The following is a 16,591-nucleotide window of genomic DNA, read 5'->3' as shown; positions in this document are numbered from 1 at the left end:
GACTGGGATGACTAAGAGCCTGGGGTTTGCGCTTGCCGGGATGGTGGCGCTCGTCTTCCTCGCATCGACCAGCACCACCGGCGCCCTGTGGCACAGTCAGGCCAGGGTCGACGCCGGATCCATCACCTCGGGCAGCCTGGTGCTTCAAGTAGGAGGCCAGGAAGGAACGTACGTATTCACGGCGCTGAATGCCAGCAATCTTGTCCCGGGACAGTCTCTCCGCGCTCCGCTCACCATCAGTAACACGGGAAGCACTGACATGGTTTACGGTCTCACAGCCGTCACCACCTCAACTTCCGGCCCGGCCGATGATGCGCTGGCTGCCTCGCTTCGCCTCACCGTTACGGACGATGTCAGCTGCAACGCTCCACAAACGCAGGACGCAAGCCTTCCTTTCCAAGCACCAATGGGCGCTTTGGCGACGTTCACCGGAAGGGACCTGGCGCCGTCGTCCTCTGAATCCCTTTGCATCGAAATCGGACTCGACGCTGATGCGCCCATCACCGCCGCGTCAGGTTCGACGACGGCGACGTTCACTTTCAGGGGTGACCAGAAACCATGACCACGACGAAGCCTTCGGCATCCGAGCCAACTTCAACATCCCGGTCGACGGGTCCGTTGTGGTGGATCCTGCAGACCGCATCCTGGATACTCCTGCTGACCGTTGCGGCCCTGCTTGTGGCAATGATCGGCCTGCCGAGGGCCGCCGGGGCAACGCCGTACACCGTCTTGACCGGGTCCATGCGGCCCAGCATGGCCCCCGGAAGCCTTGTGGTCACGAAGCCAATTGAAGCCCGGCTCCTGAAAGTCGGCGATGCCATCACCTACCAGCTCCGTTCAGGTGAGCCTGACGTGGTCACTCACAGGATTATTTCCGTATCGCAGACCCTGGCTGGAGAAACTCTCTTCACCACACAGGGGGATGCCAACCCTCAACCGGACGAAAATCCGGTCAAGGCAGGGCAGATCCGGGGCGTCGTCTGGTACAGCATTCCCTTCGCCGGCTACGCGAACACCTGGATGACCGGCGAGCAGCGCATCTGGGCCGTGGGCTCCGTGGCGGTGCTGCTTTTCGGATACGCCGCATTCATGGGCGTCAGTGCAATGCTGGATACACGCAAGCCCAAAGGGAAGGTCTCCGCTTTTCCCGGAACGGTGGAAACGTCATGAACTTTGGAAATGGAAGCGTTCGACTCAAGGCCCTGCTGTCCTTGGGAATGGTCCTGGGCCTTGGCGCTGTTGGAACACTTGCGGCCTGGACCGATGAGTCCTCAGCCACGGCCACCTTCAGTGCAGGCACCCTCGACCTCAAGTTGGGCACGCTGCCGGAGGGGCCATTCACAGATACTGTGGCACTCACCACGCTGGACATGCCGGCCATGTATCCGGGGGTGAGCAAAGCCGGGATGATCTCACTCTCCAACTCCGGTACCGTGCCGCTGTCATACACCCTGGCCGGGACCGGTACAGGCACCTTGGGCGCGGCGTTGAAGGTCACTGTTTATTCGGGAGGGACGGCAAGCAACGACGCTGCGACCGGAACCTGTAGCGGTACTTTACTGGGAACGGCGGATCTGCCGCTCACGGGGACGCTCATTTCCTCCGCACGAAGCCTTCCGGCAGCCAGCACGGAAAGCCTCTGCCTGCTGGTGAAGTTGCCTTCCACCGCCTCCAATGCACTCCAGGGCGCCGCCTCCGCCGCCACATTCACGTTTACCGGCAGCATGGGGAGCTAGCAGATGCGTAAGCTGTCACCGCTCCAAAACAACCTGCTCACCGTTGGCGCAATTCTGGGAACACTCTGCCTGCTGGTGGCCCTTGCCGGAATGCTGCTTGGTGCTAAGCCGCTGGTGTTCCGTTCGGGTTCCATGTCACCGGCCATTCCTACAGGCTCTTTGGGGATCAGCCTTCCCGTCGAGGCAGAAGAGATCCACAGCAACGACGTCATCAGTGTCGAGAACTCTGCGGGAGTCCGGATCACCCACCGGGTTGTGACCTCGGAGGCAGGTAGTGGGTCAGCAACTGTAACCATCAAGGGAGATGCCAACCAGGTTGCCGACTCGGAGCGGTATGTCGTTTCCAAGGCTGACCGTTTGGTGCTTGCCGTACCTGTGCTTGGTTACGTGGTGGCGTGGCTCAGTAGCCCTGCAGCTATGTTTGTGGGCGGCCTCTTCACCGCTTTCCTCCTGTACCTGGCCTTCGGATCGGCTCGTATCAACCGCGCCGATGAGCGGCCGGAAGATCACGACGATAGCGGGAATGCCGAACCCGCCACCGCTTTGGCCTCACGTCCCGGCACAGGGCGCAAAGCCGGCCGCCGTAGCAAGCGGATGGCAGCAACCTCGGTGGCGAGTCTCGCGTTGGTGGCGGCAGGTGCCCTGCTGACCGGCTCCCCCAGCCAGGCTGCCTTTTTGGACGCAGCCTCCGCCTCGGCCGGCTTTACGGCGATGTCCCTGCAGGCACCAACACTGTCATGCACAAATTCCGGAAGTTACAACGTGACGCTGACTCTGACTCATCCCGGAGGCGCCGCTACCCTTTACGAGCTCAACTCCACAGTGCCGGTCAGGACCTGGACTACCGGAACCTGGCCAGCAGGGGGTTCAGTCAACTACTTGGTAGACGCTGACCATTCTGCATTCACCTTTAATCAGACCACCAACGTAACCTTCCGGGGACTCTCAAAACTGGGCCTTTGGACGTCGCAAGCCGCCACAAGAGTTGTCACCTACACACCTGAGACGAACATCCTGTTTATTGGCTTGACCCCCGCAAAGCTGCGGTGCGCCTAGACCGCACCTGCCCCCGGGCGCTGCGGCTACGTCCGCAGCGCCCGGGTAAGTTCGGCGCGGGCCAGCAGTTCACTGTCCGAAGGATAGGCAACTTCCTCCAGGACGAGCGGATGCGGGGCGGCTAAGACGGACCTGGCATCACGCTTCTTCAGCAGCAGCCGCTCATACAGCCACCCTGGAGACTCGACTCCTTCGCCTACGTAAAGGGCCGATCCGATCAGTGCACGTACCATATTGTGGCAGAAGGCGTCGGCTTGGATCGTTGCCACAATGACGCCGTCCTTCCCCCGCGCGAATTCGAACCGCTGGAGCTCCCGGATAGTTGTGGAACCTTCCCTGGGTTTGCAATAGGAGAGGAAGTTCTGCAGGCCAAGGAGCTTGGCGGCCCCCTCGTTCATCAGGGTTACGTCCAAGGGTGTTTTGTGCCACAAGGTGGAGTACCTGCCCAGGGGATCCCAGAGTGCCGGACCGTCGGCGATGCGGTAGCTGTACCGCCTCCAGAGGGCAGAGAAACGGGCATCAAAGCCTTCGGGCGCCAGGGTTACACGGTGGACTTCAATGGCCCCCGTGAGGTCACCCAGGCCCCTGCTGAGGGCTCCTCTCAGGCGCCGGAGAAGGGCGAGGGCGGGATCCAGTTCAGCACCGCGGTTCAGACCCAGCCACTCCGCTTGAGTCAGATCAAGATGCACCACCTGACCACGGGCGTGCACTCCGGCGTCGGTGCGTCCGGCAACTGTCACCCGTACGGGCCGCCGGATCAACAGGGCCAGGGCCTCCTCCAGGACGCCTTGAACGGTTCGCATTCCGGGCTGTACTGCCCAGCCGCTGAACGGCCCGCCGTCGTACGCCAAATCCAGCCGTATACGCAAAAACCCGCTGTCCCCCAAAACGGGGGCAGCGGGTTTTTGGTCGTTCATAGACTTAAGTCTAAGCCAAGGTTTTAGCGAATTACTTCGCGTCCTTTTCCTCAGCGGCAGGTGCCTCTTCGGTCTCAGCTTCAGCAGTCTCGGCCTCAGCGGCAGGTGCCTCTTCGGTCTCAGCAGCTTCGGTCTCAACAGCTTCGGTCTCAACAACCTCAGCCTCAGCAGCTTCCTCAGCAACCGGAGCAGCAGCTGCTTCCTTCTTGCTGGCGTCGCGCTTGGCAGCGTTGGTAGCCTCGGCTACAACGGCCTGCTTGGCGGAAACCGGCTCAAGAACCAGCTCGATGACAGCCATGGGGGCGTTGTCGCCCTTGCGGTTGCCGATCTTGGTGATGCGGGTGTAGCCGCCGTCGCGGTTCTCCACAGCCTTGGCGATGTCGGTGAACAGCTCGTGGACGACGCCCTTGTTGCTGATCAGGCCGAGTACGCGACGGCGGGAAGCGAGGTCACCGCGCTTGGCGAAAGTCACCAAGCGCTCGGCGTACGGCTTCAGGCGCTTGGCCTTGGTCACCGTAGTGGTGATCCGCTTGTGCTCGAACAGTGCTGCTGCCAGGTTCGCGAGCATAAGACGCTCGTGAGCCGGGCCGCCTCCGAGGCGCGGACCCTTAGTGGGGGTAGGCATAATTGTTTCTCCTCATATGAAAGCCAGTGGGCCGAGCACAACGTGGTGCGCCGGCCCGCTGGCCAAGATCTGCTTGTTAGAGCTCGTCGTCGCTGAACGCGGCGTCGTCCTCTTCGATGGCTGCGGCGCGGGCTGCCAGGTCGAAACCGGGAGGCGAGTCCTTGAGGGACAGGCCCAGTTCAACCAGCTTTGCCTTGACCTCATCGATGGACTTGGCACCGAAGTTACGGATGTCCATCAGGTCAGCCTCGGAGCGGGCAACGAGTTCACCCACGGTGTGGATGCCCTCACGCTTGAGGCAGTTGTAGGAACGGACGGTGAGGTCCAGATCCTCGATCGGCAGAGCCATGTCTGCTGCCAGGGCAGCATCCGTCGGCGACGGGCCAATCTCGATACCTTCAGCTGCGGTGTTCAGCTCGCGGGCCAGACCGAACAGTTCCACCAGGGTGGTGCCTGCGGAAGCAACGGCGTCGCGGGGAGCGATTGCCTGCTTGGTCTCGACGTCGACAATCAGCTTGTCGAAGTCAGTGCGCTGCTCAACACGGGTGGCTTCCACGCGGAAAGTAACCTTCAGCACCGGCGAGTAGATCGAGTCGACCGGGATACGGCCGATCTCGGCGTCGCCGGACTTGTTCTGAGCTGCCGAAACGTAGCCGCGGCCGCGCTCGATGGTCAGTTCGAGCTCGAACTTGCCCTTCGAGTTAAGCGTGGCAATGTGCAGATCCGGGTTGTGGAATTCGACGCCGGCCGGCGGAGCGATGTCCGCGGCGGTGACGACTCCCGGGCCCTGCTTGCGCAGGTAAGCAACAACCGGCTCATCATGCTCGGAGGACACGGAAAGGTTCTTGATGTTCAGGATGATCTCGGTGACATCTTCCTTGACACCCGGAACCGTGGTGAACTCGTGCAGCACGCCATCGATCCGGATGCTGGTGACAGCAGCGCCGGGGATGGAGGAGAGCAGGGTACGGCGGAGGGAGTTTCCGAGGGTGTATCCAAAGCCCGGCTCCAGCGGTTCAATGATGAAGCGGGAGCGGTTATCGGAGACGACCTCTTCGGAGAGGGTGGGGCGCTGTGCAATGAGCACTTAGGTTTCCTTTCGGCGAGCATCCGCTATATGACGCAACACAGGTGGTGGAAAGTTCGGTCTAAAGACTTAAAGCGGGCGGGCTTGCCCGGACCTGTTACGGTCCGGGCAAGCTCACGCTGCTGGGAACAGCCTTAGACGCGGCGGCGCTTCGGCGGACGGCAACCGTTGTGGGCGCTGGGGGTTACGTCCTGGATGGACCCAACCTCGAGGCCAGCGGCCTGCAGTGAACGGATAGCGGTCTCGCGTCCGGATCCCGGTCCCTTGACGAAAACGTCAACCTTGCGCATGCCGTGCTCCTGTGCACGCTTGGCAGCAGCTTCGGCAGCCATCTGGGCAGCGAACGGGGTGGACTTACGTGAGCCCTTGAATCCAACCTCACCGGACGAAGCCCAGGAGATGACAGCACCGTTCGGGTCCGTGATGGACACGATGGTGTTGTTAAAGGTGCTCTTGATGTGCGCCTGGCCAAGCGCGATATTCTTCTTGTCCTTCTTACGCGGCTTGCGAACCGCGCCACGAGTCTTCGGGGGCATTATTTCTCCTACAGAAAGTTTATTGGGGAAAGTCAGCAGCTATTTCTAGCGGCCGGCTTTCTTCTTGCCGGCGACGGTACGCTTCGGGCCCTTGCGGGTACGTGCGTTGGTCTTCGTACGCTGTCCGCGTACTGGCAGGCCCTTGCGGTGGCGCAGGCCTTCGTAGCTGCCAATTTCAACCTTGCGGCGAATGTCAGCTGCTACTTCGCGGCGAAGGTCACCCTCAACCTTGTAGTTGCCTTCAATGTAGTCACGCAGCTCAACCAGCTGCGCGTCCGTCAGGTCCTTGACCCGAACGTCAGCGCTGATGCCGGTAGCAGCCAGGGTTTCGTGTGCACGGGTCTTGCCCACGCCGTAGATGTAAGTAAGCGCAATTTCCAGCCGCTTTTCGCGGGGAATGTCTACGCCAGCGAGACGAGCCATAGTGGCAGTGCTCCTTGAATAAACCGGAGGTCGTAGGCAGTACACCCGCACGTTCTGTGCGGCCCCAGCCTCCGACCGGGGGTTAGCTGTCCAGGCTCGTTATTACTCGATGTCCCGGTTCAGCTTGTGCTGCCTTTTATTTACTTGCGTGGGTTAGCAACCCAGGGATTTCCAGAAGGAAATTAGCCCTGACGCTGCTTGTGGCGCGGGTTCTCGCAGATCACCATGACCCGGCCATTACGGCGGATCACTTTGCACTTTTCGCAGATCTGCTTGACGCTCGGCTTGACCTTCATGGCGTTCCTTTGCGTGTTGCAGTTGGACCACTGGAGCGGCTTCCGGCTGATGCCTTTGCCGCCCAGAGCTTATTTGTAGCGATAAACAATACGACCACGTGTCAGGTCATAAGGGCTCAGCTCCACCACTACCCGGTCCTCAGGGAGAATCCTGATGTAGTGCTGACGCATTTTTCCAGAGATGTGTGCAAGTACGATGTGCTTGTTGGTGAGCTCAACACGGAACATCGCATTGGGCAGCGCCTCGGTCACAACGCCTTCGATCTCTATGACCCCGTCCTTCTTGGCCATATCCTCCGCTAACTGTTGTTGCCACAGCCCTCCGGATTGCACCGGGCATGACTGTGAACGTTTTTTGATTGATTGGCCATCGCCTAGCGACCGCAAAAGGGCGCAACAGGGCAGACAACCAACAGACAACACTACGCCATGATGGCGCAAATGTTAAATCCTGCCATGTTAGCGCACGGTGCCCCTAAATGCAGCAAAATCCCCCGCCAGGGTGCTGACACTCTCCGCGCAGTTAACCCCATCCAGAATGGCTAAACGCACGACGTCGGCTGCCGCGCTTTGCAGCGTAATGAGACTCAGCATCCGGGCCTCCTCACTGCTCCGATCCAGCTTGATCTCCCCCGTCGCCAGCGCGAACACGGTATCCCCATCGGCCAAGGTGTGGCTCGGATTCAGCGCCCGCGCGATGCCCGCATGAGCTGCCGACGACGTCCGCTTGCACTCAGCCTTGTCCAGGACGGCATTCGTAACGACGACGACGAGCGTTGTGTTGAGCTGCTGCGACTCCGCCCCCGTCCGCTCGGTGCCAGCCTCACCGCCCGTACCGCCTGCTAGAAACGGCAACCCCAGCGCATTCACTACCGCCAGGGCTCCGACTACAACACCGTTCTCCAGGGTGATGGAGGCCGTGCCTACTCCGCCTTTGTATGTGCGGGCCATGGCTGCTCCGGTGCCGGCTCCTACGTTGCCTCGTTCGACTTCGTGCCCGTCGTTTTGGGCGAAGGCAGCCGCTGCTGCCTCGTAGCCCATTGCCTGATCCGGGCGGGCCTGGAAGTCACCGCCCCGTCCGAGGTCGAAGATGGCAGCGGCCGGGACGATGGGAACAACACCCCCGGGAACTTCGAAGCCCCGGCCGTTCTCCTCGCACCAGCGCTGGGCGCCATGGGCTGCGACCAGACCGTATGCACTTCCGCCGGTAAGGACTACAGCGTCAACGAAGGACGTCACCGTGGTGGGATCCAGCGCATCTGTTTCATGAGTGCCCGGACCTCCGCCTTGGACGTGAACCGAGCCAACAGTCCCGGGCGGAGGCAGGATCACTGTCACCCCGCTTAACCAGCCATCGCCGGACTTTTGGACTTGGCCTACCCGTATACCAGTGACGTCAGTGATGGCTCCCATGGCTCCATTGTGCTCCACGTGCCCTTATTTGCCTTGCTGCTCCCGGAGCATCTTCTCGACGTCGAGGGTGGCCGGGCGCATGCCCACTTGCGGGCAAAACTTCTCGGTTGATATCGGGACGTTTTCCGGGGCCGGCAGGACGGCGTATCGCCAGTCTTCCCTTATGCACTTGACCAGCTCGGGTACCTTCGACCGCTCCGGGGGCGCAGTTTCAGGCGGTTTCGGTGCGGGACGAACGGTGGCTCCGGGCTGGATTCTGCCATCACGCCACAACGAGCTGCAAAGCTCCATCGGATCGACGGCCTTGGTGTTGTCCTCAGGACGTCCAGCAGCCAAAACGACTTCTTCAGCGTAAAACTTGGCGGAGGGACCCGAATAGCAGAAAGCGCTGTATTTCGCCTGCTCCGGCGTCACATTGAGGATATAGAATCCAGCCGTCGCAGCGGCGAGGACCAAGGGTGTCATGATGACCCCTACGACGCGGTTCCTGCGCTGGCGCCGACGGCGCAGATCCGCGCTGATCCTGCTGGTCAGCGCGGCACGTACACGCTCACGGCTCTCGCTCAGGTCCTCCATTTTTGAGTCACCTCCCCCTCGGTCTCGTTAAACAGTTCTTTTATTTTGGAACGCATGCGCAGTACGCGGTTCTTAACAGCTGCTGTGGTGATCCCTGTAGCCGCGGCAATCTGTGCATGAGGCACATCGCCCAGGAAGAACATCCGGAATACGGCCTGGTCCTGGACAGACAATGTTGCTACTACAGCCATGACCCGGGAAATCTGGTCATTGGTGACCACGATGCTCTCCGCCGAGCAGGCAACCAATGCTTTGCCGGCATCCAGCTCGTCAATGTCAGCTGTCGGCTGGTTCCCGTGTTTCCGGTTGTGGTTGTAGCTCAGGAATTTGGCTGAGGAAAAAATCCACGGACGCAGAGAGCCATTAACGAGGCTCACGGTCTTTGCTTTCTCCCACAGCAGGAAAAACGTCTCCTGTGCCAGCTCTTCCGCAGCGGGGATACTGCCTGTCAACTTCACGAGGTATCGCAAAACGCCGTCAGCGTACCGGTCGTAGACCTCGCCGAAGGCACTCTCATCACGCTTTACAAGCCCTTTGAGCAATTCTGCTTCGTTGTCAGGATCGCCCGGCCCTTCGCTGGTCCGAGACCTGAAAAAACCTGCCATTTACCTAGGGCGAGAAGCTGATGGAGGAAGTGCGATCGTTCAGGGCGCCAACCCAGGATGAGGATGCTGCCCAGCCGTAACCGGCCCCTGTACCGTTCGAATGTTCGTGAAGATACAAGCGGCAGCCCGATCCGCCGATGAAGGAGGACAACCGGTCATTCCAACCTGTCCAGGTCAGGTTGATGAAACCTGTATAGCCCGACCAGCACGGGTTTCCGACGATGTTCAAATAACCGCCCCCATAACCGGAGTTGTCATAAATAGTGCCTATGACAGACGTCGCCTGTACGGCTGCTTCTGACTTCAGCCGCAATGCGCCTTTGCCTTTATCCGCTTTACCGGCATCCACGCCGGCAAGCTCCAGTGATCGGTTTAGCTCCTCAGGCGTGTCATGGCATTGAAGCTTCTGCTTGATGACATCCGCTGAGCAGTACTTGGCAGCGGATGCAGGATCCTTTGCTGCTGTCATGGTTGCTGCAAGGAACAAGCAAGCGACGATTGCCAGGACAGCCTTCAATGAACCGCGACGAACAGACATTTCCCCAGTTTACCCATGGGCCCCCTCCCCCTTATGCCGCCGCCCACTTGAACGGCCGGCTATTGGGTTAATGTCCCGGGGTGGGAAAAAGTCTCAGGCTCAGGGAATCGGGGTGGGAACTACTCCCAGCGGCGCCAGTCGCGCCGCACCGCCGTCGGGAGCGGAAAGAACCCAGATCCCCTTGCTGTGGACTGCAACGGAGTGCTCCCATTGGCAGGAGCGCTGGCCGTCAGTGGTGACCACCGTCCAGTCGTCGTCGAGCACGGCGGTGTCAATGCCGCCCCGGACGAGCATTGGTTCGATGGCCAGGCAGAGGCCGGGGCGGATCTTCGGCCCCCGGTGGCCCGTCCTGTAGTTGGGAACATCCGGAGCCATGTGCATCTCAGAGCCGATGCCGTGGCCCACGTAGTCTTCCAGGATTCCGAGCGGTTTACCCGGCACAGAAGTGACGTAGTCGTCTACGGCGGCACCTACGTCACCGACAAACTTTCCAGTTGCGAGGGCCGCTATCCCGTGCCACATGGCTGTCTCTGTCACATCCGAGAGGCGCTGATCGGCGGGATCGGCCGTTCCGACGATGACGGTGCGTGCGGAATCGGAATGCCACCCTTCCACAATGGCGCCGCCGTCGATTGAGAGGATGTCGCCGTCCCGCAAGACGCGGCTGCCCGGGATCCCATGCACCACTTCCTCATTGACGGAGGTGCAGATGGTCGCCGGGAACCCGTGATAGCCCAGGAAATTGGACTTGGCACCGGACTCGTTAAGGACAGCGGCAAACACCTCGTCAAGCTCCTTGGTGGTGGTGCCGGCAGTGGCGGCAGCGGCAGCTGCATCGAGCGCGCGGCTTAGAACAAGCCCTGCCTGGTACATGGTGCGTATCTGGGCGTCGGTCTTGTATTCAATGCGGGGCTGGCCGAATGCCATGGATACCTCAGTGCTTCGTCTCTGCAGGATGTCCGTCATCCCGGGTCTCTTCTCTGATCCATTCTCCCGCATTCGCGAAGCAGCTCGAAACAGGCCGGACCTGAAGTTCATCGCGGAGCCGGGCGAGGGAGTAAGTGCGCTGGAAGCCCAGTTGGCTCACGGCATAGCGGGTCAGCCGCGGCGCCTTACGGGTTACTCCTGCGACTGCCTCCATTGACGCGGCCAGAAACATTGCGGCGGGCAAAGGAACAAAGGCAAGTTCGACGTCGGCATTCCCTGTTGCGTCGAGAACTTCACGAAGGACTTCGCCCAAGGCCACAGGATGGCTGTCCCCGACGTTCACAGCTCCGGTGATCTCTGTAGTGCAGGCAGCCAGTGCGGCTTCAGCCAGGTTCTGGATGGACGTCAGTTGGTGGAGGACGTTGGCGTTCCCGACAGCAAGTATCCGGCCTCGACGCACATTGCCAATCAGTCGCGGCAATAACGTCTTGTCACCAGGGCCGTAAACACCGTGCGGCCGGAGCATCACGGCACGTGGATGCTTGGATGCAACTCCTTCCGCCAATGCTTTGGAGGAAGAGTAGGCATTGAGGTAGCGGCCGGAGACCGGTTCTTCGGGTCTGTTCACGCACGGCTTCCACCACGGATACACGCTGGAGCTGGAAATGTGAACCAGGCGGGCGTCGGGGAACGTGGCTGCCACTGCCCCGGTGCCAAGCACATTGACCCTATGGAATGGTTCAGGGGCACCCCAGTCCCCCACCTGCGCACCAGCGTGGACAACGGCGTCCACAGCAGGGGGTGAGTGCAACGGGCCTTCGCTCAGGTCCCAGACGCTGTGGCCCGGCAGCGGACGCCGTCCATACCGAACCACTTCCCAGCCGCGTGCCTCGGCGGCGACAGCAATGGCTCCCCCGACAAAGCCCGCTGCCCCAGTCACCGCGATCCTCACTGGAGGCTCGCCGAAAACAATGCCCGCAGCGCCACTCGGTCTGTTTTGTTGTGCCTTCCGGAACCCGGGAGTTTGGGGATGATTTCTATCCGATCGGGGAGGGCAGATTCGTCAATCAACAGGGGAAGCTCCCGCTCCATGGTCCGTTTAACATCCTCAGGCGAATAACCGCGACTGAGCTCGACCACCAGGCATACCGCTTCATCGCCAATGGCATTTGGCACACCGATGAGCACTGCCTGGGCTACGCCATCGATGCCAGTGATAAGGGGCTCGTAAAGGCCAGGATAAATGTTGGTCTTCCCCCGGATAATCATGTCCTTCTTACGGCCGAGCATGACAAGCCTTGCCGTGCGGCCACCTCCGGCCCCATCAGGGGAATCGGGACTATGATCCAGCCGGACAAGGTCTCCGGTTGCCATCTCTGTCATGTTTTCCTCGCCGAGGTAGCCCAGACACATGTTCGGGCCCGAGAGCATCAGTTCGTGGTCCTTTGCAACTCTTGCTTCGACCCCCGGTAGCGGCTCACCGAGGTAGTCACCTTCCCCTAAGCCGCCCTCTGTTCGGAATTCGGCAGTCATCCCGGAGGCGAAATCCAGTTTCTCCCTTCCCCCGGCGATGGCGATGGGAAGTACTTCGGTCATGCCGTAGATGCAGTGAAAGCCGACATTCGGGAGAAGCCGCATGGCCCGTTCAAGAAACGAGGCCAGAACGGGTGCAGCGCCCAGCATGACCGTCTTCAGAGTGGCAGGCCAAGACAACTGTCCGGCTTCGATGGCGTCAAGGATTGGAGCCATCTGCGATGGCACGAGAAAAACATGGCTCGCTGGTCCGTAGGAGGCCGCGCCCCGGTGTGCGGCCGATGCGCTTAGCTCGGCGGCGAACCGCAGCGGATCAATCCGGGCGGAAAGACCGTAGGCCGGCATGGTCCAGTGCGCCCCTGCAATCAACGCAGGGAGGCCCATCATCAGTTGCTCGGAATGGATGCGGTCACCGGCAGAGAATGTGCAGCGCGTACTCAACTGCCGGAAGCCCGCCGCCAAGGTTCCGCGGCTATGGACCACGCCTTTGGGATGGCCAGTGGTGCCCGAGGTGAAGATGACGACGGCTTCCTGCCCGGGATCAGCCGCTGCCACCAACGGATCTGAAGTGGCGAACCCCCCGGTAGTCCCGCCGTCGCCGGAGTAGCCCTTCTTGGAGAGCTCGCGGACGTTCCTGGACTTCAAAGGAACTCCTGGCAGCCAAGGCCCCGAGTGATAGTGACGGACCTTCATAGCCCCATAATTTGGAAGGAGCAGTCCCCTGCGCCGCGCCAGCGGGCGGAGGGGACCCGGCGCGCTCAGCGCATATAGGAGTGACTCGGCGGCAGCCCAGCGTGGCGAGGCGAGGGAAGCCCTTTTCCGAAAGAGTTCAGGACCTACGCCAGGATCGATGAAGACAATGGACCCGCCTGCGCGGACTGCTGCCAAGGCGAGGATAAATGCAGCGGGACCGGGCCGTACGGAGAAAAGCATACGCTCGCCTGGTCCGAACCCGTCCCTGTGCAGGGCCGCCGCTGTGGACTCAATGCCGGCTGCAAGCTCCCGGTAATTGACAGTTTTTCCGGTCTTGCCGTTCCGTTTGGGCGGTGCTGTGAGCGCCGGATTGTCGGGGTACTTCGACGCCGACTCGTACACGGCCGCAATCAGGTCAGTTTCAGTTCCCGATTCGGGCCTCTGCTGTTCACGGGTTCCTTTTTCGCTATGCACGGACCAGCTCCAATGATTTGTAGCCTGGAATAAGGACATTCCGGCTGATGGTCCGGGATTGAATGGTCCAGGGTCGGCTGCTGTACTCATCGAGCAGGACGGTCATCGACGCGTTGATTTCAGCCATAGCCAGCGGCATTCCGATGCAGAAGTGCGCTCCCGCGCCGAACCAGAGCTGGCGGGCGGCAGCCGGAATCGGCATCCCGGGATCAAAGCCGCCAAGGCTCTTTACCGCATGCACAGTGGAAAGCATGACCCGTTCGCCGCGCTTGATCCTTACGCCGCCCAGCCATTTATCGTTGCTCGCCTCCCGCAGCATCATCGGCGACGGTGCAGTGAAGCGGAGCCCTTCGTTCACGATCCCGGGGAGCCCGGTGCGTTGGGCAGCCAGGGCAGGCAGCCTGTCGTCGTCGTAAAGCAGAGCGGCGAGCCGGGGGACGTAGGACACCAGGGTCTCCGTCCCGGCGATCACAAAGGCACTGACGATCCCCACCGCCTCGTCTTCGCTCAGATCCAGGACACGAAGCCGGCCGGGGAACGTGTCCGGGTCATCGTCGCGATATGCCTGGCGTACAGGACCGGCAAGTAGTTCGACGGCGGCCTTTGCTTTGGCTACCTGCGGTGCCGAAAGCCGTGCCCGGCCCAGCCTCACCACTGAGGTGATGGACGACGCAAGGTTGAAAAATTCGCCGTCCGGGAGCCGGCCGGGGGCGTCGTCAGGAATGCCGAGCAATCTGCTGATGACTCCCCCGGAGAGTTCCTTCACCAGCCCCACAAACTCGACGGTCGCCCCGTTCTCCAGCCCCGTGGCCAATCTCTCCCGGAGGCGTGCTGCTGCAGGCGCCACGATATCCTCCACGGCCCGCGGGGTGAAGAGTGCATTCAGGCGGCGCCGCAAGTCCAGGTGTTCTTCACCGTGCATGTTCAGCAATGCACGCGGACCCACCACCGGTGTCCACAAGGCCCCGGACGCTTTGGCCCCGGCTTTTGTATAGCTCGCGTCCATGAGGACTTCCCGGACCAGTGAAGCTTCGCTGACCAGCACGCCGAGACCCGGAAGCCGGAAAACCGGTCGGATTGTCCCCACCGCGCGGATCAACGGATAGGCGAGCGGGTGCGCCCCACGCTGTACGCGCCGTTCCCAGGAGGCAAGGGCTGTCATCGGATGTCGACGTGGTCGGGACGAAAGCGATGGTCTGCGTACCAGGCGAGGGTGTTGGGCAACCCCCAGGCCATGACGCGGCGTGAGGAGCCGAACACCACAACGTCCCGCCGGAGCGCGTACGCACGGGTGAGCTTACGGACACTGTTGGACAATGCCCTGTCCTCGTGCAGTTCTTCGATACTGGTACGGGGAAATCCGCCCGAGCGGAGGTACATGTCCGCGGTAATGGCCATGTTGCAGCCCGGCAGCATCTGATAAGGCCCGAGGTAACCGGCTCCCTTGTTGCCGGGCCGAATGCGCCCAAAAAAGGAGGCGACTTCCACTGCCAGCAGCATAAGCCAGCGCCGGCGAAGACCAAGGCCTTCATCAAGTCTGGGGTTCAGTTGACCGGCTATCATTTCCAGGCCGTCATCGAACGCCTTCATAATCCGGAACGTCCAGTCGGGCGCAGGCAAGCAATCAGCGTCCGTCCGGGCCAGCCAGCGGGCCCCGTTGTCTGCCCCAAAACGCATGCCGGTGTCAGCAGCAGCCCCGGTCCCCTTCTGGGGCTCCCGGATGAGGCGTATGTCCATGGCGGGATGCCGCCGCGCAAATTCCTCAACTACAGCCGTGGTGGAGTCGGTGGATCCATTGTCCACGACTACCAGTGTGAAATCCTTGTGGAGCTGGGCAGCCATGGCCTCAAGGGTCTGGCTGATCAGTTTCTGTTCATTCAAGGCTGGAACAGCCACACAAAGCGGATGCACTTTCGCGTCCTTGTCCGGGACTGGCTCAATGCCTGCCTGCGTCATAAGCGCACCACTGCGATTCCCAGGCTTACGCCTCCGGCAAGGCCAACAAGAGCCACGAGGTCTCCGGAGCCGCACCTCCCAAGATCCTGTGCCATCTTCAACTGCAGGGGAAGACTCACTGATGCCATATTGCCGAACTCTTCCACAGTCCTGACGAGCCTGTCCTGTGGCACACCGGCACCACGGGCAAATATGTCCCGGTAGGGAGCGCTCACCTGGTGGACGCAGACCACGGCAAAATCGGACCAGGTCAGCCCTAGGCCGTCCAGCGTCTCATCGAAAATTCCCCTGCCGAGATCCAAGAACGCATCCTTGAGCTTTTCGCCATCCATAGAGAAGTAGGTCGCTTCGGGATCCCGCGGTGAAACGGAACCGCCCGTCGCCAGCGTGCCAACCTCCCAATGGCTGCTCTTGGCGGCAAAGCCGAGCCCCAGGATTCCTGACCCCGAACTGTCATCGGGGTTGGCCGGTTCCAGCAACATCGCGCACCCGGCATCGCTCATGGTGTAACCAGGGAAGGCTGAGGCAAACGTCTGGGAATCGGGAACCGCCCACCTGACAGCGCGGGACGGAGATTCGCCACTGGCCAGGAGTATCCGCCGGTATCGCCCTGTCCGGATGAGGGCCTCGGCAACCTCCAGTCCGTTGAGGACGCTGTTGCACGCGTTCTTGACGTCCATCACCGGGCATGAGAGGCCCAGCTTAGCGGCCACTATGTGACCCGTGGCCGGTTCAACCATGTCTTGGCTGGCCGACGCGAAGATGAGGAGATCGACGTCGACCGGTTCAAGCCCGTTGTTTGCCAGCAGTTTGACGGCAGAGATGGCTGCAAGGTCAGAGGCCTGCTCGGTTTCCGCCATAACTGATCTGGTCCTGATCCCTGTCAATCTCGAGATCATTCCCTTGGGGACCCGGAAGCCGGGGCTGGACGTGGACAGCTTCTGCTCCAGTTGCTCCGTGTCCAAGCGGCCCGGGGGCACATAGACTTCGAGCCCGGAAATTTTGGCAGCCGCAGGGAGGACTCGACTCATGAAGCGCTTCCCCGTTTCGAATTGTCTGGAACGTTCCGTCGGTTCCGGAAAAACACCGGACCGTCCGCGGCCACTGCCCCCGCCCTGATGCCAAAGACAAACAGGAAGGGCACGCTCCCTGAGTGGAACGTGCCCTTCCGGAAGTGAGCCAGTCTGGCAACTGCCCTGA

The 16,591-nt window shown here is 61.3% G+C and carries 21 protein-coding genes; 4 read left to right on the top strand and 17 right to left on the bottom strand.

The features are described from left to right. Nucleotides 1–7 precede the first annotated feature (7 nt). The 4 genes from M1E02_RS06005 to M1E02_RS05990 are packed head-to-tail and all read left to right on the top strand — an operon-like array spanning nucleotide 8 to nucleotide 2,792. Nucleotides 8–562: a hypothetical protein gene (locus M1E02_RS06005; RefSeq protein WP_479377199.1), complete on the top strand. Its 555-nt coding sequence runs from the start codon at nucleotides 8–10 to the stop codon at nucleotides 560–562. Beyond that, a complete protein-coding gene (locus tag M1E02_RS06000; protein WP_479377198.1) occupies nucleotides 559–1,170 on the top strand; it encodes a signal peptidase I in 612 nt (203 codons plus the stop codon). Before M1E02_RS06005 ends, M1E02_RS06000 begins: the two co-directional genes overlap by 4 nt. Further along, on the top strand, nucleotides 1,167–1,736 hold the full coding sequence (locus tag M1E02_RS05995; protein WP_479377197.1) for a SipW-dependent-type signal peptide-containing protein: 570 nt from the start codon (nucleotides 1,167–1,169) through the stop codon (nucleotides 1,734–1,736). Before M1E02_RS06000 ends, M1E02_RS05995 begins: the two co-directional genes overlap by 4 nt. Nucleotides 1,737–1,739: 3 nt before the next feature. Continuing rightward, a complete protein-coding gene (locus tag M1E02_RS05990) occupies nucleotides 1,740–2,792 on the top strand; it encodes a signal peptidase I (RefSeq protein WP_479377196.1) in 1,053 nt (350 codons plus the stop codon). 26 nt (nucleotides 2,793–2,818) lie between these two features. Here the strand turns inward: M1E02_RS05990 and M1E02_RS05985 are convergent, their stop codons facing one another. The 17 genes from M1E02_RS05985 to M1E02_RS05905 form a co-directional block, all read right to left on the bottom strand. Further along, nucleotides 2,819–3,709, bottom strand: coding sequence for a tRNA pseudouridine synthase A (locus M1E02_RS05985; protein WP_479377195.1), 891 nt, complete (start codon nucleotides 3,707–3,709; stop codon nucleotides 2,819–2,821). Between the two features lie 31 nt (nucleotides 3,710–3,740). Next, a complete protein-coding gene (rplQ, locus tag M1E02_RS05980) occupies nucleotides 3,741–4,334 on the bottom strand; it encodes a 50S ribosomal protein L17 (protein WP_479377194.1) in 594 nt (197 codons plus the stop codon). A gap of 76 nt (nucleotides 4,335–4,410) precedes the next feature. Next, nucleotides 4,411–5,421 carry a DNA-directed RNA polymerase subunit alpha gene (locus tag M1E02_RS05975; protein WP_056626606.1) on the bottom strand — a complete coding sequence of 337 codons (1,011 nt, stop codon included), beginning with the start codon at nucleotides 5,419–5,421 and terminating at the stop codon, nucleotides 4,411–4,413. A gap of 134 nt (nucleotides 5,422–5,555) precedes the next feature. Then, complete coding sequence (gene rpsK, locus M1E02_RS05970) at nucleotides 5,556–5,957, bottom strand: 30S ribosomal protein S11 (RefSeq protein WP_018773682.1); 402 nt, start codon at nucleotides 5,955–5,957, stop codon at nucleotides 5,556–5,558. A gap of 45 nt (nucleotides 5,958–6,002) precedes the next feature. Then, nucleotides 6,003–6,380, bottom strand: a complete 378-nt coding sequence (gene rpsM / locus M1E02_RS05965) for a 30S ribosomal protein S13 (protein ID WP_011692780.1) — start codon at nucleotides 6,378–6,380, stop codon at nucleotides 6,003–6,005. A gap of 182 nt (nucleotides 6,381–6,562) precedes the next feature. After that, on the bottom strand, nucleotides 6,563–6,676 hold the full coding sequence (gene rpmJ, locus M1E02_RS05960) for a 50S ribosomal protein L36 (RefSeq protein WP_009358722.1): 114 nt from the start codon (nucleotides 6,674–6,676) through the stop codon (nucleotides 6,563–6,565). A 69-nt stretch (nucleotides 6,677–6,745) separates the two neighbouring features. Further along, nucleotides 6,746–6,967 (bottom strand): translation initiation factor IF-1, encoded by a 222-nt coding sequence (gene infA / locus M1E02_RS05955; RefSeq protein ID WP_009358723.1) that lies wholly within the window; start codon nucleotides 6,965–6,967, stop codon nucleotides 6,746–6,748. Nucleotides 6,968–7,135: 168 nt separating this feature from the next. Beyond that, nucleotides 7,136–8,089 carry a P1 family peptidase gene (locus M1E02_RS05950; RefSeq protein ID WP_479377193.1) on the bottom strand — a complete coding sequence of 318 codons (954 nt, stop codon included), beginning with the start codon at nucleotides 8,087–8,089 and terminating at the stop codon, nucleotides 7,136–7,138. A gap of 24 nt (nucleotides 8,090–8,113) precedes the next feature. Next, entirely contained in the window at nucleotides 8,114–8,665 is a 552-nt protein-coding gene (locus tag M1E02_RS05945) for a hypothetical protein (RefSeq protein WP_479377192.1), read from the bottom strand. Further along, on the bottom strand, nucleotides 8,653–9,270 hold the full coding sequence (locus tag M1E02_RS05940) for an RNA polymerase sigma factor (RefSeq protein ID WP_479377191.1): 618 nt from the start codon (nucleotides 9,268–9,270) through the stop codon (nucleotides 8,653–8,655). Before M1E02_RS05940 ends, M1E02_RS05945 begins: the two co-directional genes overlap by 13 nt. A 4-nt stretch (nucleotides 9,271–9,274) precedes the next feature. Further along, the gene (locus M1E02_RS05935; RefSeq protein ID WP_479377190.1) at nucleotides 9,275–9,808 is read right to left on the bottom strand and encodes a hypothetical protein; all 534 of its coding nucleotides are present in this window, start codon (nucleotides 9,806–9,808) and stop codon (nucleotides 9,275–9,277) included. Nucleotides 9,809–9,907: 99 nt separating this feature from the next. Next, nucleotides 9,908–10,735: a type I methionyl aminopeptidase gene (gene map / locus M1E02_RS05930; protein WP_479378076.1), complete on the bottom strand. Its 828-nt coding sequence runs from the start codon at nucleotides 10,733–10,735 to the stop codon at nucleotides 9,908–9,910. A 7-nt stretch (nucleotides 10,736–10,742) separates the two neighbouring features. Then, entirely contained in the window at nucleotides 10,743–11,675 is a 933-nt protein-coding gene (locus M1E02_RS05925; RefSeq protein ID WP_479377189.1) for an NAD-dependent epimerase/dehydratase family protein, read from the bottom strand. 8 nt (nucleotides 11,676–11,683) lie between these two features. Continuing rightward, a complete protein-coding gene (locus M1E02_RS05920; protein ID WP_479377188.1) occupies nucleotides 11,684–13,435 on the bottom strand; it encodes a class I adenylate-forming enzyme family protein in 1,752 nt (583 codons plus the stop codon). Next, entirely contained in the window at nucleotides 13,428–14,597 is a 1,170-nt protein-coding gene (locus M1E02_RS05915) for a cytochrome P450 (RefSeq protein ID WP_479377187.1), read from the bottom strand. Before M1E02_RS05915 ends, M1E02_RS05920 begins: the two co-directional genes overlap by 8 nt. Then, on the bottom strand, nucleotides 14,594–15,391 hold the full coding sequence (locus M1E02_RS05910; RefSeq protein ID WP_479377186.1) for a glycosyltransferase family 2 protein: 798 nt from the start codon (nucleotides 15,389–15,391) through the stop codon (nucleotides 14,594–14,596). Before M1E02_RS05910 ends, M1E02_RS05915 begins: the two co-directional genes overlap by 4 nt. Beyond that, nucleotides 15,388–16,422, bottom strand: a complete 1,035-nt coding sequence (locus M1E02_RS05905; RefSeq protein WP_479377185.1) for a 3-oxoacyl-ACP synthase III family protein — start codon at nucleotides 16,420–16,422, stop codon at nucleotides 15,388–15,390. Before M1E02_RS05905 ends, M1E02_RS05910 begins: the two co-directional genes overlap by 4 nt. Nucleotides 16,423–16,591: the final 169 nt, after the last annotated feature.

It is taken from the genome of Arthrobacter sp. Z5-13, from assembly GCF_056499105.1.
Note: the sequence above shows the minus strand (reverse complement) of the source record. Positions and strands in the feature narration are given on the sequence as shown.

Bases quoted from the DNA above. Each gene is read 5' to 3' on its own strand.
- M1E02_RS06005 (WP_479377199.1), top strand. From the start codon at position 8: ATGACTAAGAGCCTGGGGTTTGCGCTTGCCGGGATGGTGGCGCTCGTC.
- M1E02_RS06000 (WP_479377198.1), top strand. From the start codon at position 559: ATGACCACGACGAAGCCTTCGGCATCCGAGCCAACTTCAACATCCCGG.
- M1E02_RS05995 (WP_479377197.1), top strand. From the start codon at position 1,167: ATGAACTTTGGAAATGGAAGCGTTCGACTCAAGGCCCTGCTGTCCTTG.
- M1E02_RS05990 (WP_479377196.1), top strand. From the start codon at position 1,740: ATGCGTAAGCTGTCACCGCTCCAAAACAACCTGCTCACCGTTGGCGCA.
- M1E02_RS05985 (WP_479377195.1), bottom strand. From the start codon at position 3,709: ATGAACGACCAAAAACCCGCTGCCCCCGTTTTGGGGGACAGCGGGTTT.
- rplQ (WP_479377194.1), bottom strand. From the start codon at position 4,334: ATGCCTACCCCCACTAAGGGTCCGCGCCTCGGAGGCGGCCCGGCTCAC.
- rpsK (WP_018773682.1), bottom strand. From the start codon at position 5,957: ATGCCCCCGAAGACTCGTGGCGCGGTTCGCAAGCCGCGTAAGAAGGAC.
- rpsM (WP_011692780.1), bottom strand. From the start codon at position 6,380: ATGGCTCGTCTCGCTGGCGTAGACATTCCCCGCGAAAAGCGGCTGGAA.
- rpmJ (WP_009358722.1), bottom strand. From the start codon at position 6,676: ATGAAGGTCAAGCCGAGCGTCAAGCAGATCTGCGAAAAGTGCAAAGTG.
- infA (WP_009358723.1), bottom strand. From the start codon at position 6,967: ATGGCCAAGAAGGACGGGGTCATAGAGATCGAAGGCGTTGTGACCGAG.
- M1E02_RS05950 (WP_479377193.1), bottom strand. From the start codon at position 8,089: ATGGGAGCCATCACTGACGTCACTGGTATACGGGTAGGCCAAGTCCAA.
- M1E02_RS05945 (WP_479377192.1), bottom strand. From the start codon at position 8,665: ATGGAGGACCTGAGCGAGAGCCGTGAGCGTGTACGTGCCGCGCTGACC.
- M1E02_RS05940 (WP_479377191.1), bottom strand. From the start codon at position 9,270: ATGGCAGGTTTTTTCAGGTCTCGGACCAGCGAAGGGCCGGGCGATCCT.
- M1E02_RS05935 (WP_479377190.1), bottom strand. From the start codon at position 9,808: ATGTCTGTTCGTCGCGGTTCATTGAAGGCTGTCCTGGCAATCGTCGCT.
- map (WP_479378076.1), bottom strand. From the start codon at position 10,735: ATGGCATTCGGCCAGCCCCGCATTGAATACAAGACCGACGCCCAGATA.
- M1E02_RS05915 (WP_479377187.1), bottom strand. From the start codon at position 14,597: ATGACAGCCCTTGCCTCCTGGGAACGGCGCGTACAGCGTGGGGCGCAC.
- M1E02_RS05910 (WP_479377186.1), bottom strand. From the start codon at position 15,391: ATGACGCAGGCAGGCATTGAGCCAGTCCCGGACAAGGACGCGAAAGTG.
- M1E02_RS05905 (WP_479377185.1), bottom strand. From the start codon at position 16,422: ATGAGTCGAGTCCTCCCTGCGGCTGCCAAAATTTCCGGGCTCGAAGTC.